This window comes from [Brevibacterium] flavum, assembly GCF_019317305.1.
GTDB lineage: Bacteria > Actinomycetota > Actinomycetes > Mycobacteriales > Mycobacteriaceae > Corynebacterium > Corynebacterium glutamicum.
The window spans coordinates 2,415,150-2,441,550 of sequence record NZ_CP079240.1 but is presented as its reverse complement, the minus strand read 5'-3'; the positions used below and the strand labels follow the sequence as shown (position 1 = coordinate 2,441,550).

General features: G+C 54.1%; 24 protein-coding genes and 1 pseudogene. 19 read left to right on the top strand and 6 right to left on the bottom strand.

Annotated features, from left to right (window positions below; all coding sequences use genetic code 11):
* Positions 1 to 59 precede the first annotated feature (59 nt).
* Positions 60 to 797 (bottom strand): hypothetical protein, encoded by a 738-nt coding sequence (locus KW808_RS11755; protein WP_034984015.1) that lies wholly within the window; start codon positions 795 to 797, stop codon positions 60 to 62.
* 212 nt (positions 798 to 1,009) lie between these two features.
* Between KW808_RS11755 and KW808_RS11750 the strand changes: the two genes are divergently transcribed.
* The 3 genes from KW808_RS11750 to rpmA all read left to right on the top strand — a co-directional run bounded on the left by KW808_RS11750 (position 1,010) and on the right by rpmA (position 4,922).
* A complete protein-coding gene (locus KW808_RS11750) occupies positions 1,010 to 4,075 on the top strand; it encodes a translation initiation factor IF-2 N-terminal domain-containing protein (RefSeq protein WP_003859300.1) in 3,066 nt (1,021 codons plus the stop codon).
* A 225-nt stretch (positions 4,076 to 4,300) separates the two neighbouring features.
* Positions 4,301 to 4,606 (top strand): 50S ribosomal protein L21, encoded by a 306-nt coding sequence (rplU, locus tag KW808_RS11745; RefSeq protein WP_003859302.1) that lies wholly within the window; start codon positions 4,301 to 4,303, stop codon positions 4,604 to 4,606.
* A gap of 49 nt (positions 4,607 to 4,655) precedes the next feature.
* The gene (gene rpmA, locus KW808_RS11740) at positions 4,656 to 4,922 is read left to right on the top strand and encodes a 50S ribosomal protein L27 (RefSeq protein WP_003859304.1); all 267 of its coding nucleotides are present in this window, start codon (positions 4,656 to 4,658) and stop codon (positions 4,920 to 4,922) included.
* Positions 4,923 to 5,094: 172 nt separating this feature from the next.
* On the opposite strand, the gene KW808_RS11735 is transcribed toward rpmA, so the two are convergent.
* A complete protein-coding gene (locus tag KW808_RS11735) occupies positions 5,095 to 5,367 on the bottom strand; it encodes a hypothetical protein (RefSeq protein WP_003859305.1) in 273 nt (90 codons plus the stop codon).
* Between the two features lie 177 nt (positions 5,368 to 5,544).
* Positions 5,545 to 6,168, bottom strand: coding sequence for a hypothetical protein (locus tag KW808_RS11730; protein WP_003859307.1), 624 nt, complete (start codon positions 6,166 to 6,168; stop codon positions 5,545 to 5,547).
* Between the two features lie 85 nt (positions 6,169 to 6,253).
* Between KW808_RS11730 and KW808_RS11725 the strand changes: the two genes are divergently transcribed.
* Positions 6,254 to 7,171 (top strand): aldo/keto reductase, encoded by a 918-nt coding sequence (locus tag KW808_RS11725; protein ID WP_003859309.1) that lies wholly within the window; start codon positions 6,254 to 6,256, stop codon positions 7,169 to 7,171.
* A gap of 59 nt (positions 7,172 to 7,230) precedes the next feature.
* Here the strand turns inward: KW808_RS11725 and KW808_RS11720 are convergent, their stop codons facing one another.
* Positions 7,231 to 9,210 (bottom strand): solute carrier family 23 protein, encoded by a 1,980-nt coding sequence (locus KW808_RS11720; protein ID WP_034983857.1) that lies wholly within the window; start codon positions 9,208 to 9,210, stop codon positions 7,231 to 7,233.
* Between the two features lie 183 nt (positions 9,211 to 9,393).
* On the opposite strand from KW808_RS11720, the gene obgE reads away from it, so the two are divergent.
* From obgE to KW808_RS11650, 14 genes and pseudogenes are all read left to right on the top strand, one after another.
* On the top strand, positions 9,394 to 10,899 hold the full coding sequence (obgE, locus tag KW808_RS11715; protein ID WP_003859313.1) for a GTPase ObgE: 1,506 nt from the start codon (positions 9,394 to 9,396) through the stop codon (positions 10,897 to 10,899).
* A 229-nt stretch (positions 10,900 to 11,128) separates the two neighbouring features.
* Complete coding sequence (gene proB, locus KW808_RS11710) at positions 11,129 to 12,238, top strand: glutamate 5-kinase (RefSeq protein ID WP_011015063.1); 1,110 nt, start codon at positions 11,129 to 11,131, stop codon at positions 12,236 to 12,238.
* Positions 12,239 to 12,297: 59 nt separating this feature from the next.
* A complete protein-coding gene (locus KW808_RS11705; RefSeq protein WP_003859319.1) occupies positions 12,298 to 13,212 on the top strand; it encodes a D-isomer specific 2-hydroxyacid dehydrogenase family protein in 915 nt (304 codons plus the stop codon).
* Between the two features lie 58 nt (positions 13,213 to 13,270).
* Positions 13,271 to 14,569, top strand: coding sequence for a glutamate-5-semialdehyde dehydrogenase (locus tag KW808_RS11700; RefSeq protein WP_003859321.1), 1,299 nt, complete (start codon positions 13,271 to 13,273; stop codon positions 14,567 to 14,569).
* Positions 14,570 to 14,667: 98 nt separating this feature from the next.
* Positions 14,668 to 15,693 carry an alpha/beta hydrolase family protein gene (locus KW808_RS11695; RefSeq protein WP_003859323.1) on the top strand — a complete coding sequence of 342 codons (1,026 nt, stop codon included), beginning with the start codon at positions 14,668 to 14,670 and terminating at the stop codon, positions 15,691 to 15,693.
* 57 nt (positions 15,694 to 15,750) lie between these two features.
* Entirely contained in the window at positions 15,751 to 16,407 is a 657-nt protein-coding gene (gene nadD / locus KW808_RS11690; RefSeq protein WP_034983856.1) for a nicotinate-nucleotide adenylyltransferase, read from the top strand.
* A gap of 154 nt (positions 16,408 to 16,561) precedes the next feature.
* Positions 16,562 to 17,036: pseudogene (gene rsfS, locus KW808_RS11685) on the top strand (ribosome silencing factor).
* Positions 17,037 to 17,047: 11 nt separating this feature from the next.
* On the top strand, positions 17,048 to 17,758 hold the full coding sequence (locus KW808_RS11680) for a histidine phosphatase family protein (RefSeq protein ID WP_003859329.1): 711 nt from the start codon (positions 17,048 to 17,050) through the stop codon (positions 17,756 to 17,758).
* A 36-nt stretch (positions 17,759 to 17,794) separates the two neighbouring features.
* Positions 17,795 to 18,619, top strand: coding sequence for a DegV family protein (locus KW808_RS11675; protein WP_003859331.1), 825 nt, complete (start codon positions 17,795 to 17,797; stop codon positions 18,617 to 18,619).
* Between the two features lie 63 nt (positions 18,620 to 18,682).
* Positions 18,683 to 19,336 (top strand): ComEA family DNA-binding protein, encoded by a 654-nt coding sequence (locus KW808_RS11670; protein WP_003859333.1) that lies wholly within the window; start codon positions 18,683 to 18,685, stop codon positions 19,334 to 19,336.
* Positions 19,333 to 20,997, top strand: coding sequence for a ComEC/Rec2 family competence protein (locus KW808_RS11665; RefSeq protein WP_003859335.1), 1,665 nt, complete (start codon positions 19,333 to 19,335; stop codon positions 20,995 to 20,997). The genes KW808_RS11670 and KW808_RS11665 overlap by 4 nt, the downstream gene beginning before the upstream one ends.
* A 6-nt stretch (positions 20,998 to 21,003) precedes the next feature.
* Positions 21,004 to 21,999 (top strand): DNA polymerase III subunit delta, encoded by a 996-nt coding sequence (gene holA, locus KW808_RS11660; protein ID WP_003859338.1) that lies wholly within the window; start codon positions 21,004 to 21,006, stop codon positions 21,997 to 21,999.
* 31 nt (positions 22,000 to 22,030) lie between these two features.
* The gene (locus tag KW808_RS11655) at positions 22,031 to 22,432 is read left to right on the top strand and encodes an ankyrin repeat domain-containing protein (protein WP_003859340.1); all 402 of its coding nucleotides are present in this window, start codon (positions 22,031 to 22,033) and stop codon (positions 22,430 to 22,432) included.
* A gap of 4 nt (positions 22,433 to 22,436) precedes the next feature.
* Complete coding sequence (locus KW808_RS11650; protein ID WP_003859341.1) at positions 22,437 to 23,108, top strand: LysE family translocator; 672 nt, start codon at positions 22,437 to 22,439, stop codon at positions 23,106 to 23,108.
* Positions 23,109 to 23,169: 61 nt separating this feature from the next.
* On the opposite strand, the gene rpsT is transcribed toward KW808_RS11650, so the two are convergent.
* Together rpsT and KW808_RS11640 are read right to left on the bottom strand one after the other, a co-directional pair.
* On the bottom strand, positions 23,170 to 23,433 hold the full coding sequence (gene rpsT, locus KW808_RS11645) for a 30S ribosomal protein S20 (RefSeq protein WP_003859343.1): 264 nt from the start codon (positions 23,431 to 23,433) through the stop codon (positions 23,170 to 23,172).
* A gap of 200 nt (positions 23,434 to 23,633) precedes the next feature.
* Positions 23,634 to 24,245, bottom strand: coding sequence for a type II toxin-antitoxin system PemK/MazF family toxin (locus KW808_RS11640; protein WP_003859345.1), 612 nt, complete (start codon positions 24,243 to 24,245; stop codon positions 23,634 to 23,636).
* Positions 24,246 to 24,513: 268 nt separating this feature from the next.
* On the opposite strand from KW808_RS11640, the gene lepA reads away from it, so the two are divergent.
* Complete coding sequence (gene lepA, locus KW808_RS11635) at positions 24,514 to 26,361, top strand: translation elongation factor 4 (RefSeq protein ID WP_003859347.1); 1,848 nt, start codon at positions 24,514 to 24,516, stop codon at positions 26,359 to 26,361.
* Positions 26,362 to 26,401 lie beyond the last annotated feature (40 nt).

Genomic DNA, 26,401 nt, shown 5'->3' with positions numbered 1-26,401 from the left:
CTGAGCTGAGGAAACGTGACCTCAAGTATAGCCAAGAAATAAGTTGATGTATCAACAACTTAGCGTCCGGATTCAAGTGCCTTGATGGCTGAGATCCCTTTCAGGGAAACTTCGATGAATACTTTTCCTGGATCCCCACCCGACATGATGGTGGATCGACTAACCAAACCATGCTGTTCTAGTGAGCGTGCTACCTGATGTACTTCGTCTACCTCGGTATCCAGTACTCGCGCGACCTGTCTGGCCATCACCCGGGTGCCATCCACTGCACCGTGGGCAAGCAGGCAGCGCACTAATTCACGGGATTCCGGTTGTTCCAAAACATCTAGATCATCTGAGCGCACACCATCTAAAGAGGCATCTTGGGTTAGTTCTGCCAAGCGTTCCTTGGCGTGAATGTAGGGAAGTCGGTGTGCTCTGTAAGCACCAACGGCTATGGACGCACCGTAGATGCCACCTAAAACTGCAGCGGATGCAATTGGAGGGGCATTAATCAGTGAAGGCAGCTCAACAATATCGATGGCCAGTGCAGTGGCGGGAATAGTAAGCTGTCGCAAAGCTCGTTTTTTATCGCCCTGGGTGGTGTGGATTTTCCAGGCATCGATATCACGCAGGCCTTTATTTTTTGAGATCGGAAACGGCAAAAGCACAGAAGCAACAGTCAAAATAAGAAGCGGGAGTGCTACCCACGGTTCTACTTCAAAAGACACACGAGTGACTGCGGCAAGGATAATCATTGGTAAAAACTTCCACCACGCTGGCGGTTCACTACCCATGTGCTTCGCTAAATCTCCCATGATTTCCGACACTAGCCAATAAATGCAAGCTTGACCTAAGACTTATGGAAGAATGGCAGCAGGCCTGACGAATATATTTGTGGGTCGGAAAATTTAGACAATACAGTTTTAGATTGGCGCACGTACCTGCGCGGCGGCGGTAGGAGATCTTGTCCCTACCAGCGCCCGGGTGCACTGCTCAATCGTGGAGATAAGAAAATAGGAGTGTCGCTGTGCCAAATAACAAGGCAGTAGAAGCAGAAATCTCTCCCTCGGCTGTGCTGGCCGCGGAATTTGATCGAGATTCATTGAGCGAAAAAACTCGCGTACATCAACTGGCCAAACGACTTGGAATGGTTTCCAAGGACGTCGTTGTTGCGCTCGATGGCATCGGCCTGGTCAAGGTTGCGCAGTCAAACCTGAGCAAAGAAGAAGTAGAAAAGCTTCTCGACGCCCTGTCTCAGCCCGTACTCAACGCTGCCCCAGCTGCCGTCCCCGACGTTGAACCGGTGGAGAAGATTCGTCGACGCGTTGAGAAGAATGTGGAAAATGAAATCCACCAAATCGAAGAAAAAGTAGAGCGCGAACTCGCGGCAGTCGCGCAACCTACCGACTTCGAGGCGGCAGCCCGCGAAGAAGCCACTGCAGAACTGCTGGAAGATATCGTCCCAGAGATCACCCCGGCGCCGGTGGAAGCACCTGTGTACACGCCGATCTTTGTGGCACCTGCAGTTGTACCTACTGAAAACGTCCAAGACACCGACGATGAACAGGCCCGCGAACGCACGGCGCGGAAGCGCCGTGGGCGTCGTGGCACCGGCCGCGGACGTGGAGCTGAAGCTGAAACCGTCACCGAAGTGAGTGAGGAGGCGTCGACAAGCGAAGTAGAAGAGGTAAACGAGCCAATCGGAATTAAGGGCTCCACTCGCTTGGAGGCGCAACGCCGCCGTCGCACGGAAATGCGCGAAGAAAACAAAAAGCGCCGCCATGTGGTGAGCACCCAGGAGTTCATGGAACGCCGTGAATCGATGGAACGTCGCATGATTGTGCGCGAGCGCCAACGCCACGATCACCCAGGTCTGGTCACTCAGGTTGGTGTGCTGGAAGACGATCAGCTGGTTGAGCAGTTTGTTACCTCTGATGCGCAGATGTCCATGGTGGGCAATATTTATCTGGGGCGCGTTCAAAATGTGCTGCCAAGCATGGAAGCTGCCTTCATTGACATTGGAAAAGGTCGCAACGGTGTGTTGTATGCCGGCGAAGTCGACTGGAAAGCTGCTGGACTTGGCGGACGTGGACGTCGCATTGAGCAGGCGCTGAAAGCCGGCGACCAGGTTCTCGTCCAGGTCTCCAAGGATCCATTGGGCCATAAGGGTGCGCGTTTGACCACCCAAATTTCCCTGGCGGGACGTTACCTGGTGTACGTTCCAGGTGGTCGCAGCGCTGGCATTTCCCGCAAACTGCCTGGACCTGAGCGCAAGCGTCTGAAGGAAATCCTTGGCCGCGTTGTCCCAGCGCAGGGGGGAACCATCATCCGAACTGCTGCTGAAGGTGTGTCGGAAGAAAACATCGCAGCTGACGTGAACCGTCTGCACACCCTGTGGGAGCAGATCAAGGAACGCACTGCGAAGGAAAAGAAGTCCCGCGGTTCCAAGCCGATCACCATGTATGAAGAGCCAGACATGCTGGTGAAGGTGATCCGTGACCTCTTCAATGAAGATTTCACCTCACTGATCGTTGACGGCGACCGTGCTTGGAACACCGTGCGTGCCTACATCCAATCAGTCGCTCCTGATTTGGTGTCCCGCGTGGAACACTTCGATCGCGCAGACTTTGACGGCAAGGATGCTTTCGAAGCATTCGACCTGAACACCCAGCTTGAGGAAGCGCTGTCCCGAAAGGTGAACCTGCCATCGGGTGGATCGCTGATCATCGACCGCACCGAAGCCATGACGGTGATCGATGTGAACACCGGACGCTACACCGGCAAGGGTGGTGGCAACTTGGAAGAAACCGTCACGCTCAACAACATTGAAGCTGCCGAAGAAATCGTGCGCCAAATGCGCCTGCGTGATCTCGGTGGCATGATCGTTGTCGACTTCATCGATATGGTGCTGCCAGAAAACCAAGAATTGGTCCTGCGCCGACTCAATGAAGCGCTAGAAAACGATCGCACCCGCCACCAAGTCTCTGAGGTAACCTCACTGGGACTTGTTCAGATGACCCGCAAACGCATCGGCGCGGGCCTGCTGGAAACCTTCTCTTCGCCGTGTGAGCACTGTGAAGGCCGAGGCATCATCGTTCATGTTGATCCAGTAGACACCGTTGACGAGCGCGTTGAGGCGAAAGCGGAAGAGCGTAGCCGTCGTCACCAGCGTTCTAATAGCACTAAGAAGGCAGCTGCGGAGCACCCGATGGTTGTTGCCATGCGTGATCTCGTGGAAAGCGATGAACACGATCTGGATCAAGAATTTGAGGAACTCGCTGCATCAGTGATCGTCCTCGATGACTCCGATCTAGATGATGTGGTCAACGACAAGCTCGACGAGCCTGAGCGCATTCTTGCTGAATCCACCGTGGAACCAGAGGAAGGACCACGCAGGAGGGCCCGCCGTCAACGTCAGGGATCTGCTGCGGATGATATTGCCGCGATTGCAGCTGCTGCCGTGGACATTGCTTCTGAAGAAGACCCTGATGAGCCTTCGGGATCGTCGTATGTGTCTGACTTTGAGGCAGAGCCTATTGCACCTGTAGTTGAGAAGGCTGCTGACCCTGTGGCTGAGCCAACCGCTGATTATGAAAAGGCACGTGCCGAATTTGAGGCAAGCCCACGCAGGCGCCGCAAGACTCGTGGCAATTCACGTTCGGATCATGCTCCAAAGCCAGAGGATTTCGCACCTGTGGTTGAAGAGGTTGCTGAGACTCCAGTGAAGACACCTGCGCGGAAGGCTCCACGCCGTAACCGTCCAAGTGAGCTCAGTTCCGGTGCGCCGTCCTCTGCACCATCGACCAGGAACCGTCGCCGCGCAGTGCGCCGTCAACTGGTGGAAGCTCCTGAGACCGTCGTTGAGATAGCACCTGAAGCAGCACCAGAACAGGTTGCAGAGCCTCAGGTTGAATTCGACCAGCCAGACAACCGCCGAAAGCGTCGTCGTGCTGTGCGCGTGACAGCGGCGCCGGTGGAGAAGAAGGTGGCGTCGACAAGCAATGCGCGGGCGCCGAAGAAGGAACCTCAGGCGGCGAGCACCACCAACCCAGGCCGCCGTAGGCGGGCTACCCGACGAGGCCCACGAAGCTAGGGTATAAGGGCGGTTTGTGTTGAAGCCGCCTTTAGGGGTAACCTTGGACAGTCGCTGTTTTAGGCAATGTCAGTAATGCCCATTTGCCCATTTCACGGCGAATGTGTGAATGACGTGAGGTCATTTTGGCTCCGCATGTCTAAAACGCAATTGTAAAACGTAAGTCCAATCAGGGACTCATCATCCGAGTACCTGAGCCGAGAATCAGATAAGGGGTAGCCCTCTATGTACGCGATCGTCAAGACCGGCGGAAAGCAGTACAAGGTTGCCGAAGGTGACCTCGTTAAGGTCGAGAAGATCGAGGGTGAGCCGGGTGCATCCGTGGCTCTCACCCCGGTTCTGCTCGTCGATGGCGCCGATGTAACCACCGCCGCTGACAAGCTCGCTTCTGTGAGCGTCAACACCGAGATCGTCGAGCACACCAAGGGCCCGAAGATCAAGATCCTGAAGTACAAGAACAAGACCGGATACAAGAAGCGCCAGGGACACCGTCAGCCCCTGACCGTTCTGAAGGTAACCGGAATCAAGTAAGCCCTCGGGCTTTCTATGAGTTTTTCCTTTAGAAGGAGGGAATTACCACATGGCACACAAGAAGGGTGCATCTAGCTCCAGCAACGGTCGTGATTCCGAGGCTAAGCGCCTTGGCGTCAAGCGTTTCGGTGGTCAGCAGGTTTCCGCAGGCGAGATCCTTGTTCGTCAGCGCGGCACCAAGTTCCACCCAGGTGAGAATGTTGGTCGCGGTGGCGACGACACTCTCTTCGCACTGAAGACTGGCGCTGTCCAGTTCTCCACCAAGCGCAACCGTCGCCTGGTGAACATCGTCGAGACCGAGGCTGTTGACGCTTAAGTCACACTCACTCAACGAGTTTAAAACTGCTCCTTGCTTTCCTTTTGGGAAGGTGAGGGGCAGTTTTTTGTTTTTGGGGTTCTTTTGGGGGCTCTGTGTAATGTACAACAAGGATTAAGAGGCTCTTCTGCCGGAGAGCATATCTGCCAGAGAGCCCCTTTTAGATGGGGTGTTATTGCGTAGGAGGCCAGTACCTGCGCTTATTGATGTAATCGTTCAGAAGACCGTTAACCACGCTAGACGCCGGTACCCCGTCCCTAGCTGCGATCTCTGTCAATGCAGCATGAATACTCGGATCAATGTTAATTGTGGACGTAGTTGAGGCACCACGACTGTTAGACCGCTGGGTCAACTTAACGATAACGATGACAATCGCTGCGATCCCGCCCATGAACAGAATAAACAGGATAAAAAGAATTAACAGTTCTGCGCCGCCTAAAGCCATGTTTTCTCCTTAAATAACGGTGCTGAGTGTTTGTTGGGGTTCAGAGCAGTCAGAAAATGACACTTTCTACTTAACCCATACAGTGATTATGCCCTTTTAGTTCTTCGGCCACCTGGAAAGGCTTGAAACCATCCCAGGTGGCCGAAGGGTGGTTAACCCCAGAACACGACAAAAGGTTTAGACAGCAGTCTCCTGGTTGAACCATGTCTCGATGCGTTCCAGCACATCATTAATGGTCTTCACGTGGGTTTCGTCCGTGCCTGTGGAGGAAGAGGTTTCCACCAACCATTGTTTGTTGTCGGTTTCGTAAAGGGTTTGGATAAATTTCGAGTCATCTGCAGCAAGTGTGACTCGAAGATAAGGGGTTTTGGAATCCTTCAGGCGCATGACTTCCACCAGGAGGTGGGGAAGGCCGTACGCAGAGAAAGCGGGGGAGAACCAGTCATCGATTTGGACGACAGCGTCGGAATCTTCATCGCCGAAAAGCAGGATGGTGTCCGCGTTCATGTCGGCAAGGCCCAGTCCGTAATCGAAAGCGATGGCGGTGAGCCATTCGGCTGCTTCTTCGGCGGAGTTGTAGTTGGTCACAACGTAAAGGCAACGATCACCGGATAAGTGGATGGCGTCTTCTTCAAGCTTGACGGTGTCTGGCACCGTTTCGGCAAGCCCTGCCGCAAGAGATTCCAACACAGGGGTTGTAGATGGCGTGGCGAAATCGATGCGTTCGGTCAGTGGGGTTTTGGAAATACGGGCGCTACCTGGGTCGCCATCGGTTTCAAAGAGGACAAAGTCATAGCTCATGGTAATTCAGTGTAGATAGGCGTACGGTGGGCTATCCAATTCATCTCAACCTAAGGCGCATTTTGGTGCGCATCAAGGAGAAAATATGTCTGTTGTGGGTACCGGCCAATTCTTTGGATCCCCGGAGGAAGAGCGGGATAAGTTGATGCAATCTTTGATGGATCAGAAGAATAAGCTTTCGAAGTCTGAAGGTATCCCATTGGTCACCTTGAATGATGGAAAAACCATTCCTCAGCTTGGTTTTGGTGTGTTCAAGGTAGATCCCGATGAAGCAGAGCGCGTAGTTACCGAAGCACTTGAGGTAGGTTACCGCCACATCGATACTGCTGCGATTTACGGCAATGAGGAAGGTGTCGGCCGAGCTATTGCTAAGTCCGGCATTCCTCGTGAAGAGCTGTTTATTACTACCAAGTTGTGGAACGATCGCCACCTGGATGTAGAAGCTGCTTTTGAGGAGTCTCTGCAGAAGCTGGGCTTGGATTATGTAGATCTGTACTTGGTGCACTGGCCGGCACCGAAGAACGATAATTATGTTGCTGCATGGAAGGGCTTGGAAAAGCTCGGTGACCGTGCTCGTTCCATCGGTGTGTGCAACTTCCTGCCAGAGCACCTAGAAAAGCTGCTGGCAGAGGCAACCACTGTGCCTGCCATTAACCAGATTGAGCTGCACCCAGCTTTGCAGCAGCGCGATGCTGTTGAGGCATCTCTTGCAGCAGGCATCACTGTGGAGTCGTGGGGTCCTCTGGGACAGGGGCGTTTTGATCTTGGCGCTGAGGAACCAATCGCAGCTGCAGCGAAGAACCATGGAAAGACCCCAGCTCAGGTTGTTATCCGTTGGCACCTGCAGAACGGTTTCGTTGTGTTCCCCAAGACTGTGACTAAGAGCCGCATGGTGGAAAACATCGACGTGTTTGATTTCGAACTCAGTGATGAGGAGATGGCTGCGATCACTGCTCTTGAGCGCAATGATCGTGGTGGTTCACACCCGAATGATCTGAACTAGAAATAAGGTAAGGCCCTGCACTTCACATAAGTGCAGGGCCTTAATTTGTTTTTGGTGTTTTAGCCGAGGAAGTCAGTCTCGGTAAACTTGCGATCGAAAGCTGAACGGGCTGGGTTAGCGTCGGCAAGCAATATATCGAAGCGGTCATTGGCAATCTCAATGATTTCCGATAGCGCTTGGCGGTGCTCTTGCTCGTCGGAGTTGTCGAGGCGGCGCAAGCCGGCGGCGACGACGGTATCCACAGAATCCATGGTGTCGAAGTACGCAACATACGGCATGTTGAAGCGTTCGCGGTACTGCTCGGAGACGGTGATGAGCTTTTCTTGATCCACGTCATCGAGATCATCAAGACCGATCGAACCACGGTCTTGAGAGATGGTGGCGGCTTCCTCTTCGGTGGCCAAAATGAGCTGTGCCATGTCGGGGTAGTCGTGGATGAGCTCTTCGCGGTCGGACAACGGTGCGGTGAGCACAGCGACTTGGATGGCTTCGCGCAGTTCCGTGACGTTGGCGAATGGCTGGGATTCCCATGCGGTTTCCAAAGGCCAGGTTTTGCTGTTGAACAGCGGTGCGAAGGTTTCTACGAAGTCGGTGCGATCCATCTTGTTGACCGCATCCAAATTGATGCGCTTACCGGATTTTGAGGTAGCGACTTGTCCACCGGATTGGCGTCCGACATGGAAGAACAGCAGGTTAAGCAGGATCGCGGTGATCGCGCCGACGGACATGCCGGAGGAGACGAAGATACGCGCCCACTCAGGGAACGCCTGAGCAACATCGGGGCGGAAGGACACCAGCATGGCTAGGCCAAGTGCGGAGGTCACGATGACGGAGTTGCGGCTATCAGCGAGGTCAGACTTGGCGATGGTCTGGATTCCCACCCATGCAACGTTGGCGAACAGTGCCAAGGATGCGCCACCGAGGACTGGGGAAGGGATGGAAGCGACGATCGCGCCAGCCTTGGGCAGCACACCGAGGATGATCATGAAGCCGGCAGCAGCTGCCGCAACCCAGCGAGATTTCACGCCAGTAATGCGCACCAAGCCAACGTTTTGCGCGAAGCAGGTGTACGGGAAGGAGTTCATGACGCCACCAATCAGGGTGGAGAGGCCGTCAGCGCGCAGTGCGCGGGTGACATCACTGCGGCGAGTTCGCTTGCCGACGATTTCCCCCGTTGCAAACACGTCACCGGTGGTCTCCACCATGGTGATGATCATGACGATAATCATGGAGAAAATGGCAACAGCGTTAAATTCTGGAACACCAAAATAAAACGGAGTGGTGATGTCGAACGCTTCAGCATTTCCCACCTCATCCAAGTTGGCATCGCCCAAGATCAGAGCAACTGCGGTGCCACCAACCAGGCCGATCAACACAGCCAAGGTGCCCATGAATCCACGGAAGAAGCGCTGCGCCAAAATGATCACCGCCAAGGTGCCAAAACCGTAAGCAAGATCGCGGGCAGCAGGCACCCCATCGGCGTAGTTCACAAAGTCATTTGCAGATACCGACAGCAGGGAAGCACCCATAACCAACAGCACAGTACCGGTGACAACTGGTGGGAAGAACTTGAGGAAACGCGCAAACACCGGCGCTGCAAAGAACGTGAAAATGCCGGAGACAATGACTGCACCGTAAATGGCAGGCAGCGACGCAACGCCACCTTGACCATCAGTAACGCCCAAACCAATGGCGATGATGGGAGCAACAGCAGTAGTGGTGACACCTTGAACGATCGGTAGGCGCACACCAATGTGGCGACCAATGCCCACAGACTGAATCAACGTGGCGATGCCACATGTCAACAAGTCAGCGTTAATCAGGTGAATGGTGGTCGCAGTGTCCAAGTTCAGCGACTGTGCAATCAGCAGCGGAACAATGACGGCTCCTGCGTAGAAAGCAAGAACGTGTTGGAGCCCTAGGGCTGCAAGTTTGGGTGCGGGTGGCACCTGGTCTACCGGATGTTTCACCCGGGTTGTGGTTGATGTTGTCACGGCGTTCGGGGTTGTCCCTTCGTCCTCGATATGAAATTTATCCATCAGTATTGTCCACTTTTTCCTACACCGCACAAAATAATCAGATAGGATCGTTAGTTTTCAGTTATTCACATAGGCGTTGACACTGGTAGGATCGAAGAACCTTGGCGCCCACACATCCCCCCCTTTATTTTTCTACTTATACGTCGGCGCCCGTTTTATCCCGATCAGGAGTGACACCGTTTTATGAACCGATTTATTGACCGCGTTGTGCTACACCTCGCCGCAGGTGACGGCGGCAATGGTTGTGTCTCGGTGCACCGCGAAAAATTCAAGCCACTTGGTGGACCAGACGGCGGCAACGGCGGCCACGGTGGAGACATCATCTTGGAAGTCACCGCACAGGTCCACACCCTGCTTGACTTCCACTTCCACCCACACGTGAAGGCCGAGCGCGGCGCTAACGGCGCTGGCGATCATCGCAACGGTGCCCGAGGCAAGGACCTTGTCTTGGAAGTTCCACCAGGAACTGTCGTGCTTAATGAAAAGGGCGAGACTCTGGCAGACCTGACCAGCGTGGGCATGAAGTTCATTGCTGCGGCTGGCGGTAACGGCGGTTTGGGTAACGCAGCGCTTGCCTCCAAGGCTCGTAAGGCCCCAGGCTTCGCCCTGATCGGTGAGCCAGGCGAGACCCACGACTTGATTCTTGAACTCAAATCCATGGCAGATGTGGGATTGGTGGGCTTCCCATCAGCCGGCAAATCATCACTGATTTCTGTGATGTCTGCAGCAAAGCCAAAGATCGGTGATTACCCATTCACCACCCTGCAGCCAAACCTCGGCGTAGTTAACGTTGGTCATGAGACTTTCACCATGGCAGACGTGCCTGGTTTGATCCCTGGTGCTTCTGAGGGCAAGGGCTTGGGTCTGGATTTCTTGCGCCACATTGAGCGCACCTCCGTGCTGGTTCACGTTGTCGATACCGCAACGATGGATCCAGGCCGCGATCCGATCTCTGATATTGAGGCTTTGGAAGCAGAACTTGCTGCCTACCAGTCGGCTTTGGATGAAGACACCGGACTTGGTGACTTGAGCCAGCGCCCTCGCATTGTTGTGTTGAACAAGGCTGATGTCCCTGAGGCTGAAGAGCTTGCTGAGTTCCTCAAAGAAGATATTGAGAAGCAATTCGGATGGCCCGTGTTCATTATCTCCGCAGTGGCACGCAAGGGCTTGGATCCTTTGAAGTACAAGCTGCTGGAAATCGTCCAGGATGCCCGAAAGAAGCGTCCAAAGGAGAAGGCCGAGTCTGTCATCATTAAGCCTAAGGCTGTTGATCACCGCACTAAGGGGCAGTTCCAGATCAAGCCTGACCCAGAGGTTCAGGGCGGATTCATCATCACCGGCGAAAAGCCAGAGCGCTGGATTTTGCAGACCGATTTTGAAAACGACGAAGCAGTTGGCTACCTGGCTGACCGTCTGTCCAAGTTGGGCATTGAGGACGGGCTTCGTAAGGCAGGAGCACATGTGGGTGCAAACGTCACCATCGGAGGCATTTCCTTCGAGTGGGAGCCAATGACCACCGCTGGCGACGATCCAATCCTTACCGGACGTGGCACCGATGTGCGCCTTGAACAGACCTCTCGTATCTCTGCTGCAGAGCGTAAACGCGCATCTCAGGTACGTCGTGGCCTCATCGATGAGTTGGATTATGGCGAGGACCAAGAGGCTTCCCGCGAACGCTGGGAAGGATAAAACCAAGCACTTTTCAGGTCTACGTGTATACGATGGTAACGCTATGAATGATACGCAGAACACACCTGAAAGCGTTCGATTACGGGATAATCTCCCAACGCCAACCCAAATGGCGCCGGTGACAGGGCTTCCCGTCACCCCCTACAGCCAGGAAGCAAGCATCGGTGCGAGCTTCCCGGCAGTGGATCCGGACACCAAAGACAGCGCCGCATACGGACATGAATCCGGAATGCGTGAACGCATCTCCAACGCTAAGCGAGTGGTGGTGAAAATTGGTTCGTCCTCATTGACTAACGATGAGGATGGACACACCGTCGATCCCAACCGCATCAACACTATTGTCAATGCCTTGCAAGCACGCATGGAAGCTGGCTCGGACCTCATCGTTGTGTCCTCTGGCGCAGTGGCCGCGGGAATGGCCCCGCTTGGATTGAGCACCCGGCCCACGGAATTGGCAGTCAAGCAGGCTGCAGCAGCAGTGGGGCAAGTTCACCTCATGCACCAGTGGGGACGTTCTTTTGCCCGGTATGGTCGCCCCATCGGCCAGGTGCTTCTTACCGCAGCTGATGCAGGAAAGCGTGATCGTGCGAGGAATGCGCAGCGTACCATCGACAAGCTGCGCATTTTGGGCGCGGTTCCTATCGTCAATGAAAATGACACCGTGGCAACCACCGGTGTGAATTTTGGTGACAACGACCGACTTGCTGCAATTGTGGCGCACCTGGTGTCGGCTGATGCTTTGGTGCTGCTCAGTGACGTGGATGGACTTTTTGATAAGAACCCTACTGATCCCACCGCGAAGTTTATTTCCGAGGTTCGTGACGGCAATGATTTGAAAGGTGTCATTGCCGGCGACGGCGGAAAAGTGGGCACCGGTGGCATGGCATCAAAGGTGTCTGCTGCACGTTTGGCTTCCCGAAGTGGCGTGCCTGTGCTGTTGACCTCTGCGGCAAACATTGGCCCAGCACTGGAAGACGCCCAGGTGGGCACCGTATTCCACCCCAAGGACAACCGCCTCTCCGCGTGGAAGTTCTGGGCTTTGTATGCCGCAGATACTGCAGGAAAGATCCGACTTGATGATGGCGCGGTGGAAGCAGTGACCTCCGGTGGTAAATCTTTGCTGGCTGTGGGCATTACTGAGATCATTGGTGATTTCCAACAGGGTGAGATCGTGGAGATCTTGGGACCTGCCGGCCAAATCATCGGGCGAGGCGAGGTGTCCTACGATTCTGATACCTTGCAATCAATGGTTGGCATGCAAACGCAGGACCTTCCAGATGGCATGCAGCGCCCGGTAGTGCATGCAGATTATCTGTCCAACTACGCCAGCCGCGCGTAAAGCGCGGGCCTGCTGGTGGCAGGTGGCGTCGAAAAGCACTTTTAAAGGAGTTTAAGACGATGAAGTTTGTTATGTATCCGCATTTGTGGGAGTCCACGACCGCTGTCATTGAGGGTGGCGGACATGAGCGGGTTGAGGATATTAAAGATGCAGACTTCATTTTCTTTAATGGTTCAGCGCCGGAGTTCCCGGATTTGCCGGAGAACATCAAGTTCGTGCAGGCCTCCATGGCGGGTATTGATGCGCTGGTCAAGCGTGGTGTCGTCAATGAGAAGGCACGTTGGGCAAACGCGGCTGGCCTGTACGCTGACACCGTTGCTGAGTCCACCATTGGTTTAATTCTGGCGCAGATGCACATGCATGCGACGACTCGTTTGGCTAAGTCGTGGAGCGTGCGGCCTGAGGTGGAAAACAACAAGTCATGGCTGCATGACAATAAAACTGTCGCTATTTTGGGCGCCGGTGGCATTGGCGTGCGTCTGCTGGAAATGCTCAAGCCGTTCAACGTGAAGACCATTGCGGTTAATAACTCTGGTCGTCCGGTGGAAGGTGCGGATGAAACCTTCGCCATGGACAAGGCTGAGCACGTGTGGGCTGAGGCTGATGTGTTTGTGCTGATCCTGCCGCTGACTGATGCCACTTATCAGATCGTCAATGCAGAAACTTTGGGCAAGATGAAGCCTTCTGCCGTGGTGGTCAATGTGGGGCGTGGCCCGCTGATCAACACCGATGATCTGGTGGATGCATTGAATAACGGCACTATTGCGGGTGCTGCGCTGGACGTTACCGATCCTGAGCCACTTCCTGACAGCCACCCGCTGTGGGAGATGGACAATGTGGTTATCACTCCTCATACTGCAAACACGAATGAGAGGATTCGTGCTTTGACCGGCGAACTCACCTTGCGAAACATTGAGTTGTTTGAGGCAGGCGAGCAGATGGCCACCGAGGTCGATGTGGTGGCAGGCTACTAGGCCTTTTATGGTGTGATCCGACACTGTTGCTTCTTAAGGATCTGTATAGTGGGCAACCATGAGTTCAACGACCCTAACTGATGACCAAATTCGCGACAATGAGCGGACCGAAGTTCTAGCTAAAGCAACTGCAGCTAAGAACATCGTCCCGGATATTGCAGTGTTGGGCACCGGACCGAAGAACGCAATCCTGCGTGCGGCGGCAGATGAACTCGTTGCACGCAGCGCAGAAATCATCGAAGCCAACGCTTCCGATATTGAAGCGGGTCGCGCAAACGGCATGGAAGAATCCATGATTGATCGCCTTGCCCTTGATGAATCTCGCATTGAGGGCATCGCTGGCGGTTTGCGCCAGGTTGCTGGCCTGACCGACCCAGTGGGTGAAGTACTGCGCGGACATGTCATGGAAAACGGCATTCAGATGAAGCAGGTCCGTGTGCCTTTGGGCGTGATGGGCATGGTCTATGAAGCCCGCCCAAACGTCACCGTCGACGCCTTCGGCCTGGCACTCAAGTCCGGAAACGTAGCTTTGCTGCGCGGTTCCTCCACAGCTGTGCATTCCAACACCAAGCTCGTGGAAATCCTGCAGGACGTCCTCGAGCGTTTCGAGCTGCCACGCGAAACCGTGCAGTTGCTGCCTTGCCAAACCCGCGGATCCGTCCAAGATTTGATCACCGCACGCGGCCTCGTTGACGTGGTCATCCCACGCGGCGGCGCAGGACTAATCAACGCAGTGGTCACCGGTGCGACCGTGCCCACAATTGAAACCGGCACCGGCAACTGCCACTTCTACATCGATGCCGAAGCCAAGCTTGATCAGGCAATCGCCATGGTCATCAACGGCAAGACCCGCCGCTGCAGCGTGTGCAACGCTACTGAAACCGCGCTTCTCGACGCTGCCCTCAGCGACTCAGACAAGCTTGCAGTCGTCCAGGCGCTCCAGGAAGCAGGAGTTACAATTCATGGACGGGTGGCGGAATTGGAAGCATTCGGTGCAACCGACGTGGTGGAAGCAACCGAAACCGACTGGGATTCTGAGTACCTGTCCTTCGATATCGCTGTCGCTGTGGTTGACGGTGTGGATGGAGCTCTGGCACACATCGCTAAGTACAGCACCAAGCACACCGAAGCGATCGCCACCCAAAACATTGAAACCGCTCAGCGCTTTGCAGATCGCGTCGATGCAGCAGCGGTGATGATAAACGCATCCACCGCCTACACCGATGGGGAGCAGTACGGCATGGGCGCGGAGATCGGCATTTCCACCCAGAAACTGCATGCACGTGGACCAATGGCCCTGCCAGAGCTGACCTCCACCAAGTGGATTCTGCAGGGCACAGGACAAATTAGGCCTTAAGTTTGAAGTAGTAATCAAGCTCCCCTGTGAGGACTCGTTGTAGTCTTTTATTTAGTTAATAAAAGATTTCATACCAACTTGTCAGCAGGGGAGCTTTCATGTCTGTCACAAACTTCCGTCGGTTTCTTGCTGGCATAGCGGTCATCGCGGCGTGTGTTGCTGCGACTCCAACAGCTCAGGCACAAAGCAGTGGCTCTTCTGGATCCTCTGGTTCTTCAGCGGGATCTAGCGGGCTGTGGGATTTACTTTTTCCAGAATCCCATGAGTCTTTTATCGAGCGGCTTCTTGATCCTTTGGATGACAGCCATATATCTATTCACCCTGACCTCACCCCAGACCTGTATGAAGAGGTGTTTGATCCACCGCAAATTGGTGAATGCCCAGCCGTTGTTGCTGTGGTCGCACGAGGCAGTGAACAAAACCTTCAAATCCGACCCGCGCGATACAGCGAGGAATCTCCATGGACGTCCAATGGATTTGAGGAAAGAAACTTCCGTAGCTTCTTTGGCCGGATGGAAAAACACTACCGTGAATCGGCTGGCGAGTCGTTGATGAAAGACGTCTACGTGATGGGTCTGAATAATATCGAATACCCTGCTTCTTTGCCGCTGTCTTCGGAGGGAAGCAGCGCCATTGAATTGGGCACTTCCATTTCTAGTGGTCGCGACAATGTCATCAGCGCGATTGATCGCTTTGAATCAGCGACAGGGTGCACGCCGAAGTACCTGTTGGCGGGTTATTCTCAAGGTGTCCTCATCGTTGATGGCTATGAAGAGGAGTTGATTGCGAGGGATCAGTACCTCGGCACCCTGCACATCGCGAATCCAGCGCAACAAGTTGATGATCCAACACTTGTTGGACATGAAGTAACCACGGGAGGCTTGGCTAGTTCCGTGGAGCCCGTCGAGGACAATCCTTTCAAGGTGAGCTACTGCCTGCCTGGAGACATCGTGTGCGATCGTTCTTTTGAACAGTTCTCTGCTGCGGGATCCTCTATCGCAGCTGCGCAATTGAGCACCGGAAATATCCGTCCAGGTCGAGTCCACCTGCAATACTTCGTTACCACCCAACCGTGGGATGAGCAGATTTTTGACGAAGTCGCATCGTGGATTGAAGCTGCCTAAAAACTCGCGAGGACGCATGCTCAGCAAGGTGGTGTGCGAACACTATACTGTCCACTCATGACTACAACGGTGAAACGCCGCGCTCGCATTGGCATCATGGGTGGCACATTTGACCCCATTCATAATGGTCACCTTGTGGCGGGCTCAGAGGTAGCGGATCGATTCGATCTTGATCTGGTGGTGTACGTTCCCACCGGACAGCCATGGCAAAAGGCGAACAAGAAAGTCAGCCCAGCGGAAGATCGTTACCTGATGACGGTGATCGCCACTGCCTCTAATCCACGGTTTATGGTATCGCGGGTTGATATTGATCGGGGAGGGGATACTTACACGATCGATACCCTGCAAGATTTGAGCAAGCAATACCCGGACGCCCAGCTGTACTTCATCACCGGTGCCGATGCACTGGCACAGATCGTGACGTGGCGCGATTGGGAGAAAACCTTCGAACTTGCCCACTTCGTTGGAGTGACTCGACCCGGTTATGAATTGGATGGAAACATCATTCCGGAAATGCACCAAGATCGAGTCTCATTGGTGGATATCCCCGCCATGGCTATTTCCTCCACGGACTGCAGAGAACGCTCTAGCAAAGAACGCCCTGTTTGGTATCTTGTCCCTGATGGCGTGGTGCAATACATCGCCAAACGCCAACTCTATCGTCCTGAAGGATCCGATAAGGATATGGATCCCAAGGGCCAAAACCAAGCATAAATCTAGTCAAAAGTTCCAACTTCTTGCCAAAAGTAGGTGAATCACCCTGCTTCGTGGAAAACTGGGAAGGGTTGACGTTGCGGAATCTCTCCGCAGCGTCGGTTCGGACCCTAAAAAAGGGTGAGGAACCACATGAGCTGTTTTAAGGAATTTTGTGTCTGCACTTGAAGAGTCGATCCGCATCGCGACCATCGCGGCGAAAGCAGCGGATGAAAAGAAGGCCGATGACATCGCTGTCATCGATGTTTCTGACATGATCGCAATCACCGATTGCTTTGTTGTTGCATCTGCTGACAATGAGCGCCAAGGTGGGCGCCATTGTTGAGGAGATCGAAGATGAGATGACCAAGGCTGGTTTCGAGCCTAAGCGCCGTGAAGGCAACCGCGAAAACCGTTGGGTTCTCCTTGACTACGGATTGGTTGTTATCCACGTTCAGCGACAGGCAGAGCGCGAGTTCTACGGACTGGATCGTCTGTACCGCGACTGCCCACTCATTGAAATTGAAGGACTTGAAACCTTCAAGCGTGAATCCTCCTGGTCTGATGAGGCGGATATCCGCAACATCGACAGCATTGATGAACTCCCACCTTTGCCAGCTGAATACGAGCCTGGCTACGAGGACGATTAAGAGGTAGTCCTGTGACTCGTCGCCTGATTCTGCTCCGACACGGGCAGACTGAATACAACGCCACGTCCCGAATGCAGGGACAATTGGACACAGAGCTGTCTGACCTGGGCTTTCAACAGGCGGCCAGCGCAGCCTCAGTGCTGGTTCAAAAAAACATCACCCATGTGTTCAGCTCGGATCTTTCCCGCGCCTTCAACACCGCAAGCGCGGTTGCGGCGCTGATTGACGCGGAGGTGCGCGTCGATAAGCGTCTTCGGGAAACGCATTTGGGTGAGTGGCAGGCCAAAACCCACACTGAGGTGGATTCCGAATATCCAGGTGCGCGCGCTCAATGGCGCCACGATCCGCAGTGGGCACCACCCGGCGGCGAATCGCGCGTGGATGTTGCGCGCCGGGCACGCCAAGTTGTCGACGAGTTGATGGTGTCGCTTGATGATTGGGATGAAGGCACCGTGCTCATCGTGGCTCACGGTGGCACGATTAATGCGCTGACCTCGAATCTTTTGGACCTGGCGTATGATCAGTACCCCATGTTCTCTGGACTTGGAAATACCTGTTGGGCACAATTGACCGCCCGACCTCGCTATTATGCAGGTAGTGAGAACCCAGAAGATGACCTCAAGATTTCTTCGGCGGTTTCCAACAGCCCTCATTTTGAGGGCAACAATGTGGAAAACGCCCAGTGGTATCTTGACGGCTGGAACATGGGTGTTACGCAGTAAAGAAGATGGCAATAAAAATGTGGAGGAGTAAAGGCGATGCCAGTTCGGGTAATTGTTGATTCCTCCGCATGCTTGCCAACGCATGTGGCCGAGGACCTCGACATCACGGTGATTAACTTGCACGTGATGAATAACGGTGAAGAACGCAGTACATCCGGGTTGTCGTCGTTGGAACTTGCAGCAAGTTACGCCCGCCAGCTTGAACGCGGTGGCGATGACGGTGTGCTTGCGCTGCATATTTCTAAAGAGCTCTCGTCCACGTGGTCCGCAGCGGTGACAGCAGCCGCTGTGTTTGATGATGATTCTGTGCGCGTGGTGGATACCAGTTCGCTCGGTATGGCTGTGGGTGCTGCCGCGATGGCTGCTGCCCGCATGGCTAAAGATGGCGCGTCTTTGCAGGAATGCTACGACATCGCGGTGGATACCTTGAAGCGTTCAGAAACCTGGATCTACCTGCACCGCATTGATGAAATCTGGAAGTCGGGACGGATTTCCACTGCAACCGCCATGGTGTCAACGGCTTTGGCAACCCGCCCCATCATGCGTTTCAACGGTGGTCGCATGGAGATCGCCGCTAAGACCCGCACCCAATCTAAAGCGTTCGCCAAATTGGTGGAATTAGCCCAGATCAGGGCAGATGGTGAACCCGTATTCATTGCGATTGGCCAAAACGAGGCCCGCGAAGCAGCAAAGCAGTTGGAAAAATTGCTGCGAAACGCACTGCCTGAAGGCTCCAGCTTCATGAGCGTGGACATCGATCCCACCCTTGCCGTGCATTCCGGCCCCGGCGCGGTATCAGTTTCTGCGGTGTTTGCCAACCAGGCCCCGGAGTTGTCCACAGGTAAAGCCGGCGCGAAATAGTTATCCACAGCCGTGCTGACGCCTTGCTAGATTAAGGGCGCCACTGCATTTAGTCTGTGCTGCATGAAGCCGGATATTGCAGCGCGCCTTAAAGGTCTTACCCAGCCCACGGGTACAGAAGACCTCATGCGCGTGAACTATCCCATGCCTCGGTTTCAGATTTCCATCAAGCATGCGTTGATCGTGTGCATCGTTCTCGTTGTGGCTTTTGTCGGTTGGTTTTTCACCCGTGAGAAACCCGTGAATCCACCCACCATGGCGGCGTTGGCGGAAACCTATCAAACACCGGCGCCGAGTTCGCAGGTGGTGGTGTCTGTGGTGGGGCACGTGGCTAAACCCGGCCTGGTCACGCTCGCTGAGGGCTCGCGGGTGGCTGATGCCCTGGCCATTGCAGGTGCCTTGCCAGACGCCGATCTGACGGCGCTCAACTTGGCGCAATTGCTTGTCGACGGCACCCAGATCCATGTTTTAGCTATCGGCGAGGCACAACCTATTTCGGTTGATGCCGCTGCGACTTCTGCTTCTGGGTTGATTTCCTTAAATACCGCCACTGTTGCTGATTTGGTGACGCTGCCTGGGGTGGGGGAGAAGACAGCGCAGGCGATCATTGACTTTCGGGAGAGCAACGGTGGGTTTAGCACCGTGGAGGATTTACTGCAGGTCAAGGGGATTGGGCCATCAAAGTTTGAGCAGATCTCTGGATTGGTGTCCCCATGATTGAGGTGCGTTTGGTTCCGGTGGCGGCTGTGATGTGGATGGCTGTCGCTGCGTTGATTATCAGTGGTTCGTGGGTGTTGTCGGTGGGGATTGTTGGCATCGCGATCATTGCTGCTTGTGTGTTTAAACACTGGGGTCAAGCTGTGGTGATAGCTGCACTGGGCGTTGGTGCCGTAGTGATGGCTGCGTTGAGAATCAGCAGCGCGAAGGCATTTGAAGCACCGCAAACCTGGGTGGGTACCGCAGAAACCATCAAGTTTTTGGACAGCGGTGATCAATTAATCAGTTTGAGAGTAGAAGGCTATCCAGCGCCGATTCCAGTGTTTTACTCTGGTAGCGACACCATTGAGAAAGCCTCTCTCATTGCAGTGTCCGGTCGGATTAAACCAGATAGTTTCCCTGGGGTGGGTGATCTGACCATTTCCACCGAAGACATTGATCAGTTGGAACCGGCCACTGGTTATAGCGCATGGGTGAACCAGGTGCGTGACGGGTTTTCCCAAGCCGTGGAAGAAACCGTGGGGGAGTCTTCCCGTGGACTGATTCCAGGCATGGTGTTGGGGGATACGCGGTTGCAGGGGTCAATTGAAGCCCAAACCTATATTGATACGGGGTTGTCTCACCTGTCAGCTGTTAGTGGAAGCAATGTAGCCATTGTGGTGTCCTCTGTGGTGGTGTTGTCGTATTTTCTCACCGCGGGGCCACGAATCAGGGTGGTGACGTCATTGCTGTCCTTGGTTATTTTTGTCTCCCTCGTGGGGTTTGAACCAAGTGTGCTTCGTGCTTCGGTCACAGGCATCGTGGGGCTTCTGGCAATCATCAACTCTTCTCGGATGGAGCCGATGCATGGGTTGAGTCTTTCGGTGATTTTCTTACTGTTTTATGATTCCAACCTGGCGGTGCATTATGGGTTCTTACTCTCGTGTGCAGCAACTGCTGGCATTGTGATGCTTCAACCACTGCTGTACCGTGCCATCGGTCCACCACTGGCGGTGTGGAAAGTACCAGACATCGTGGTGCGCGCTTTCGCGGTGTCCATTGCCGCTGATCTGGTGACCATTCCGATTATCGCTCTGATGGCTCGCCAAATATCCCTCGTGGCAGTGCTGGCCAACGTGTTGGTTGAATTAGCTGTTCCACCCATCACGTTGCTTGGGTTGATTGCCGTGCTGGCAAGCCTTCTTCCCTGGCCAGTGGAATACCCACTCTTGAAAATCATTGAGCCCTTCACCTGGTGGATTCATCATGTGGCCAAGTGGTGCCAACAATTACCCAATTCGACGCTGGAAATAAGTGCTGGTTGGGCAGGGATTGCCTGGGCGTGTATGGCAGCGGTGTGGGTGGTGGTGATTATCTACAAAGGATATGTGCGCACCCTTGCAGTGTGTTGTGTCTGCTTCTTTCTTTTTGGCGCGTGGAATAACAGACTGCCAGCCCAAATAGATCCGACAGAGCTGCGGTTTGTCATCATCGCCGATGATTCTGAGCTCACTGATGTGCCCGAACATGCAGAATTGATCATCGTGGAAGACCCCCACGGCAGCATGTCCGATCGCCCCATCGTCACCAGAGAAGGAATCCCTGTGCTGTATCCATACCGCGATGGGGAGGTCAGCCTTCATATTGATGGCACCCAGCATGCAGCGGACGGGAGATTTTAACGACACTTGTGGCACGATGGTCACGTGGCTTCAGCACCTATTTCAGTACAACCAGCGGTCCATCTTGTTCTCGGCGAGGATGAGTTCCTTGCCGAACGCGCGCGTATCAACATCGTGCATGACATCCGTTCATCGATGGCTAGCCCCGATTCGCTTCAGGTCACCACCTTGAAGGCCAGCGAAATTACTCAGGGTGAATTGTTGGATGCGTTAAGCCCATCCTTGTTTGCTGAAGACCGTGTGGTGGTGCTTACCAACATGGATCAAGCAGGCCAAGATGCTGTAGATCTAGCCTTATCCGCAGCAGTTGATCCCAGCCCTGGTACCTGCTTGATCGTCATGCACTCTGGCGGTGGACGCTCCAAATCGATGGTGAAGAAGCTGGAAAAAGTCGCGGTGGTGCACGATGCCGCAAAGCTGAAAGACCGGGATCGTCCAGGTTGGGTAAAACAAGAGTTCAAAAACCACAAAGTCCAGGTCACCCCAGATGTTATTCATGCTCTTTTAGAGGGCGTGGGTTCAGATCTTAGAGAGCTGGCGTCCGCCGTATCCCAATTGGTGGAGGACACCCAAGGCAATGTGACCGTAGAAAAGGTCCGTGCCTATTACGTGGGTGTTGCTGAGGTATCGGGTTTCGACATCGCGGATTCCGCCTGCGCTGGTCAAGTATCAAAGGCCGTGGCCAGCACCAGGCGTGCCCTTCAATTGGGTACCAGCCCGGTTGCATTGGCAGCTGCGTTGAGTATGAAAGTTGGCCAGATCGCCAGGCTGTATTCCACCAGGGGACGCATCAACGGTTTTGAGCTGGCCAAAGAATTGGGCATGCCGCCGTTCGTGGTGGAGAAGACTGCGAAAGTGGCCCGAAACTGGTCGGGAGATTCGGTCAGCGAGGCCGTGATTTTGATGGCCGATCTGGATGCCGCTGTAAAAGGACAAAGTGGCGATCCTGAATTTGCCATCGAATCTGCCGTGAGAAGAGTTGCAGAGCTGGCGAGGCGTTAACGCTGAACGGTGGCGGGTAATATATTTGATCATGACACAATCAGATTTACCCGATGATGTTCAGGAATTGGTCACTAAGATCTTTGGACTGGCACGTGATGGGGGAGCAGAATCCGCAGCAACCCTCGGTGCATATGTCGACAACGGCGTTGACGTTAACCTGTCCAACCAAGATGGCAACACTTTGCTCATGCTCGCAGCATATGCAGGACATGCTGATGTCGTGCAGGCGTTGATTGAGCGTGGCGCCGATGTGGATCGCGTGAACAACCGCAATCAGACTCCGCTGGCGGGCGCGATCTTTAAGAAGGAAGAAGCCGTCATTGAGGCACTGCTTGCTGGTGGTGCTGACCCACACGCTGGAACTCCAACTGCTGTTGATACCGCCAAGATGTTTGGCCGCGAGGATCTCGTAGCTCGCTTCGAGTCATAGGCCGGTGGAGTGGACCGCTTTTGGCACCCTGATTCTGCTCAATTTGGTGGGCAGTTTATCCCCGGGGCCTGATACCTTTTTCCTCCTCCGCTTAGCCACCCGCTCCAGAGCGCACGCGATAGCTGGCGTCGCCGGCATCGTCACCGGACTCACGGTGTGGGTGACGCTGACGGTCGTGGGAGCAGCGGCGCTGCTCACCACTTATCCGTCGATCCTCGGAATCATCCAGCTCGTCGGCGGCACATACCTAAGCTTCATGGGGTACAAGTTGCTGCGCTCGGCGTCGAGAGAGCTTATCGACGCCCGCCAGTTCCGTTTCAACGCCGATGCCCGACCTATCCCGGATGCGGTAGAAGCACTTGGAACCCGCACTCAGGTATATCGACAAGGTTTGGCCACCAACCTGTCAAACCCTAAAGTTGTCATGTACTTCGCGGCAATTCTGGCTCCGTTGATGCCAGCGCACCCATCACCGGTGCTGGCGATCTCTATCATCGTGGCGATTTTAGTGCAGACCTTTGTTACCTTCTCTGCTGTGTGCCTCATTGTCTCTACGGAGCGTGTGCGCAAAGCAATGCTGCGTGCAGGTCCCTGGTTTGACCTGCTTGCTGGCGTGGTCTTCCTCGTTGTGGGTGTGACTCTGCTGTATGAAGGCCTGACCGGTTTACTCGGGTAAAGGCATAAAAAATGGCTTCCAATCAAAACTGATAGGAAGCCATTTTTAAAAGAGCCAAAAATTAGCCAAGCTTGTTGAAAGCGGTAGCCATGTTGGACTTCTTGTTAGCAGCGTTGTTGATGTGGAAGACACCCTTGGTTACTGCCTTGTCCAGTGCGCGGGAAGCGGTACGGAGCTGAGCCTGAGCTGCATCCTTGTCGCCTGCTTCAATCGCAGCGTTGAACTTGCGGATCTCGGTGCGGACTGCGGAGCGAACTGCCTGGTTACGCAGACGAGCCTTCTCGTTGGTCTTGTTACGCTTGATCTGAGACTTGATGTTTGCCATCGCAAATACCTCTTGAACTTTCTAGTTAAAGTTGTGTACAAACCCATCGAGGAGTGTTTCTCCCGCAGTTTTAAATAAACTGCTTGGCATAAAGTGCAACGAACCCAAGGTCCTGTCCGCATGTCACTGGAATGCTCACATCAAAGATGGACAACAGCGTTCAAGAGTATCAGTGATGTTGCCCAATTACCAAATAAATGTTAGACCCAGTTGAAATCGTTGCGGAGGCGGTTAGCGATACGCTCAAAGCGCCCCGGGGGGACGACTGTTCCTTGGCGCCGGATACCCAATTCGGGTACCTCCAGAACGCGGTCGAGTCGTACCCAACTTTGGCGACCTCGAGGGTCCCAGCTGCCAGATCCAATGTCGATCCAGTCTTCATCAGTTCGGTGCTCGGGGTTGCAGGAAATGAGCAGACCTAAAATGGCGTTTCGGTTTCTTCCAACAACAACGATGGCACGTTTACGAGGTGGTTGCTGGGGGCCATCGGCTGGTGCCCAAATCCACACTACTTCACCGGGGTCTGTTTGCCCATCCATATCAGGCGCATAAAAGATCAGCCGTGCCATTGATTCGGTCGGCATGACGGAAATTTCAGGCTTTTCATGCAGCAAAGAATGATCGTTGCTGGGTTTGGATCCTTCGTGGGAATCGTCCACCCCGAGGCCTAATCCTTCACGGATATCCGCAAGGCTGTTGTCTACCTGTTTGTGAGGTGGGTGGGTGAGGAAACGAAGCGCACGTCTAAACAAGCCAGGCTTCTTCTTTTCGGAACCGTCGCCTGAAGCTTTTCGTGCGAGCGTGGAGCTCATGTGTTCTCACCTTAAATATCGGCTATGGATTAATTTCTGAAAGAAAACCTTGAAAATTAATCCAGCAAGTAGTGCTACCTTCATTTTCTGACTCATTATCTAATATCGCAAGACTGAGTTATGTGTTACATCAAAAGGGGGTAGTTTAGGGGGTTGGAGAACCAGTGGAAAACTGCTGATGGTTTGGCAGTTCAGGGCTGTTTAACTGTTTGGGTTTGCTCAGGTAGAGTAGGACACCGTTATTTAATTGAAGGGACCCCTGACGCATATGGCAGAGAAATTTGCAGAAACAACATTTACGGATCCAGCCAGGATTCGTAACTTCTGCATCATTGCCCACATTGACCACGGTAAATCTACGCTCGCTGACCGTATCCTGCAGCTGTCTAACGTTGTGGATGCCCGCGATATGCGTGATCAGTACCTGGACAACATGGACATCGAACGTGAACGTGGCATTACCATTAAGGCTCAGAACGTTCGCCTGCCATGGATTCCTCGCAGTGGTGAGTACGAGGGCCAGCAGATCGTCATGCAGATGATCGATACGCCAGGCCACGTGGACTTCACCTATGAAGTGTCTCGGGCGCTTGAAGCGTGTGAAGGCGCGATTTTGCTTGTTGATGCAGCGCAGGGCATTGAGGCCCAGACCTTGGCAAACTTGTACTTGGCTATGGAAAACGATCTTGAGATCATCCCTGTGCTGAATAAGATTGACCTTCCAGCGGCGGATCCAGACAAGTACGCGTTGGAGATCGCCAACATTGTGGGTTGTGAACCTGAAGATGTGTTGCGCGTGTCCGGTAAAACTGGCATGGGTGTCCCTGAGCTTCTGGATAAGGTCGTTGAACTTATTCCAGCACCTACCTCTGATTTTGAGGAAGACGCCCCAGCTCGTGCGATGATTTTCGACTCTGTCTATGACACCTACCGTGGCGTGGTTACCTACATCCGCATGATGGATGGCAAGCTGACACCTCGCCAAAAGATCAAGATGATGTCCACTGGAGCCACCCACGAATTGCTGGAAATTGGCATCGTGAGCCCCACCCCTAAAAAGTGTGCGGGTCTTGGACCCGGCGAGGTTGGTTACCTGATCACTGGCGTGAAAGATGTGCGCCAATCCAAGGTCGGCGATACCGTCACGTGGGCAATCCATGGTGCGGAGGAGCCACTGCGCGGCTACCAGGAACCAACGCCGATGGTTTATTCGGGCCTGTTCCCAATTTCCCAAGCGGATTTCCCCGACTTGCGCGATGCGCTTGAAAAGCTGCAGCTTAACGACGCCTCCCTCACGTACGAACCTGAAACGTCCGTAGCGCTGGGCTTTGGTTTCCGTTGTGGCTTCCTCGGACTGCTGCATATGGAAATCACCCGTGACCGACTCGAGCGTGAGTTTGGCCTTGATCTGATTTCTACCGCGCCATCTGTTAACTACCGCGTTATCGATGAGGCCGGCAAGGAATTCCGCGTCCACAACCCATCTGACTGGCCTGGCGGAAAGCTCAGTGAAGTTTACGAGCCCATCGTGAAGGTCACCATCATTGTTCCTAGCGAATTTGTGGGACCGACAATGGAGCTGTGTCAGACCAAGCGTGGTCAGATGGGTGGCATGGACTACCTTTCGGAGGACCGCGTGGAGCTGCGCTACACCATGCCTTTGGGTGAGATCATCTTTGACTTCTTCGACATGTTGAAGTCTCGCACCAAGGGTTACGCCTCCCTGAACTACGAGGAAGCTGGCGAGCAGACTGCCGACCTGGTCAAGGTAGATATCTTGCTCCAAGGTGAACCTGTGGATGCATTCTCTGCGATCGTGCACCGCGATAATGCGCAGTGGTACGGAAACAAGATGACTGTGAAGCTGAAGGAACTGATCCCTCGCCAGCAGTTCGAAGTTCCTGTGCAGGCAGCCATTGGTTCCAAGGTTATCGCTCGTGAAAACATTCGTGCACTGCGCAAGGACGTGTTGGCGAAGTGTTACGGTGGCGATATTTCCCGTAAGCGCAAGCTTCTGGAAAAGCAGAAAGCTGGTAAGAAGCGCATGAAGAACATCGGTTCGGTCGAGGTTCCTCAGGAAGCATTCGTAGCAGCACTGTCTACCGACGAGGCATAAAAAACTTTAGCCTCTTTTAGCGCCCCGCTGAGCTTGAAGC

Bases quoted from the DNA above. Each gene is read 5' to 3' on its own strand.
- lepA (WP_003859347.1), top strand. From the start codon at position 24,514: ATGGCAGAGAAATTTGCAGAAACAACATTTACGGATCCAGCCAGGATT.
- KW808_RS11675 (WP_003859331.1), top strand. From the start codon at position 17,795: ATGCCAGTTCGGGTAATTGTTGATTCCTCCGCATGCTTGCCAACGCAT.
- KW808_RS11705 (WP_003859319.1), top strand. From the start codon at position 12,298: ATGAAGTTTGTTATGTATCCGCATTTGTGGGAGTCCACGACCGCTGTC.
- KW808_RS11665 (WP_003859335.1), top strand. From the start codon at position 19,333: ATGATTGAGGTGCGTTTGGTTCCGGTGGCGGCTGTGATGTGGATGGCT.
- KW808_RS11735 (WP_003859305.1), bottom strand. From the start codon at position 5,367: ATGGCTTTAGGCGGCGCAGAACTGTTAATTCTTTTTATCCTGTTTATT.
- KW808_RS11720 (WP_034983857.1), bottom strand. From the start codon at position 9,210: ATGGATAAATTTCATATCGAGGACGAAGGGACAACCCCGAACGCCGTG.
- rpmA (WP_003859304.1), top strand. From the start codon at position 4,656: ATGGCACACAAGAAGGGTGCATCTAGCTCCAGCAACGGTCGTGATTCC.
- KW808_RS11700 (WP_003859321.1), top strand. From the start codon at position 13,271: ATGAGTTCAACGACCCTAACTGATGACCAAATTCGCGACAATGAGCGG.
- rplU (WP_003859302.1), top strand. From the start codon at position 4,301: ATGTACGCGATCGTCAAGACCGGCGGAAAGCAGTACAAGGTTGCCGAA.
- nadD (WP_034983856.1), top strand. From the start codon at position 15,751: ATGACTACAACGGTGAAACGCCGCGCTCGCATTGGCATCATGGGTGGC.
- proB (WP_011015063.1), top strand. From the start codon at position 11,129: ATGCGTGAACGCATCTCCAACGCTAAGCGAGTGGTGGTGAAAATTGGT.
- obgE (WP_003859313.1), top strand. From the start codon at position 9,394: ATGAACCGATTTATTGACCGCGTTGTGCTACACCTCGCCGCAGGTGAC.
- KW808_RS11695 (WP_003859323.1), top strand. From the start codon at position 14,668: ATGTCTGTCACAAACTTCCGTCGGTTTCTTGCTGGCATAGCGGTCATC.
- KW808_RS11725 (WP_003859309.1), top strand. From the start codon at position 6,254: ATGTCTGTTGTGGGTACCGGCCAATTCTTTGGATCCCCGGAGGAAGAG.
- KW808_RS11670 (WP_003859333.1), top strand. From the start codon at position 18,683: ATGAAGCCGGATATTGCAGCGCGCCTTAAAGGTCTTACCCAGCCCACG.
- KW808_RS11755 (WP_034984015.1), bottom strand. From the start codon at position 797: ATGGGAGATTTAGCGAAGCACATGGGTAGTGAACCGCCAGCGTGGTGG.
- KW808_RS11730 (WP_003859307.1), bottom strand. From the start codon at position 6,168: ATGAGCTATGACTTTGTCCTCTTTGAAACCGATGGCGACCCAGGTAGC.
- KW808_RS11655 (WP_003859340.1), top strand. From the start codon at position 22,031: ATGACACAATCAGATTTACCCGATGATGTTCAGGAATTGGTCACTAAG.
- KW808_RS11640 (WP_003859345.1), bottom strand. From the start codon at position 24,245: ATGAGCTCCACGCTCGCACGAAAAGCTTCAGGCGACGGTTCCGAAAAG.
- rpsT (WP_003859343.1), bottom strand. From the start codon at position 23,433: ATGGCAAACATCAAGTCTCAGATCAAGCGTAACAAGACCAACGAGAAG.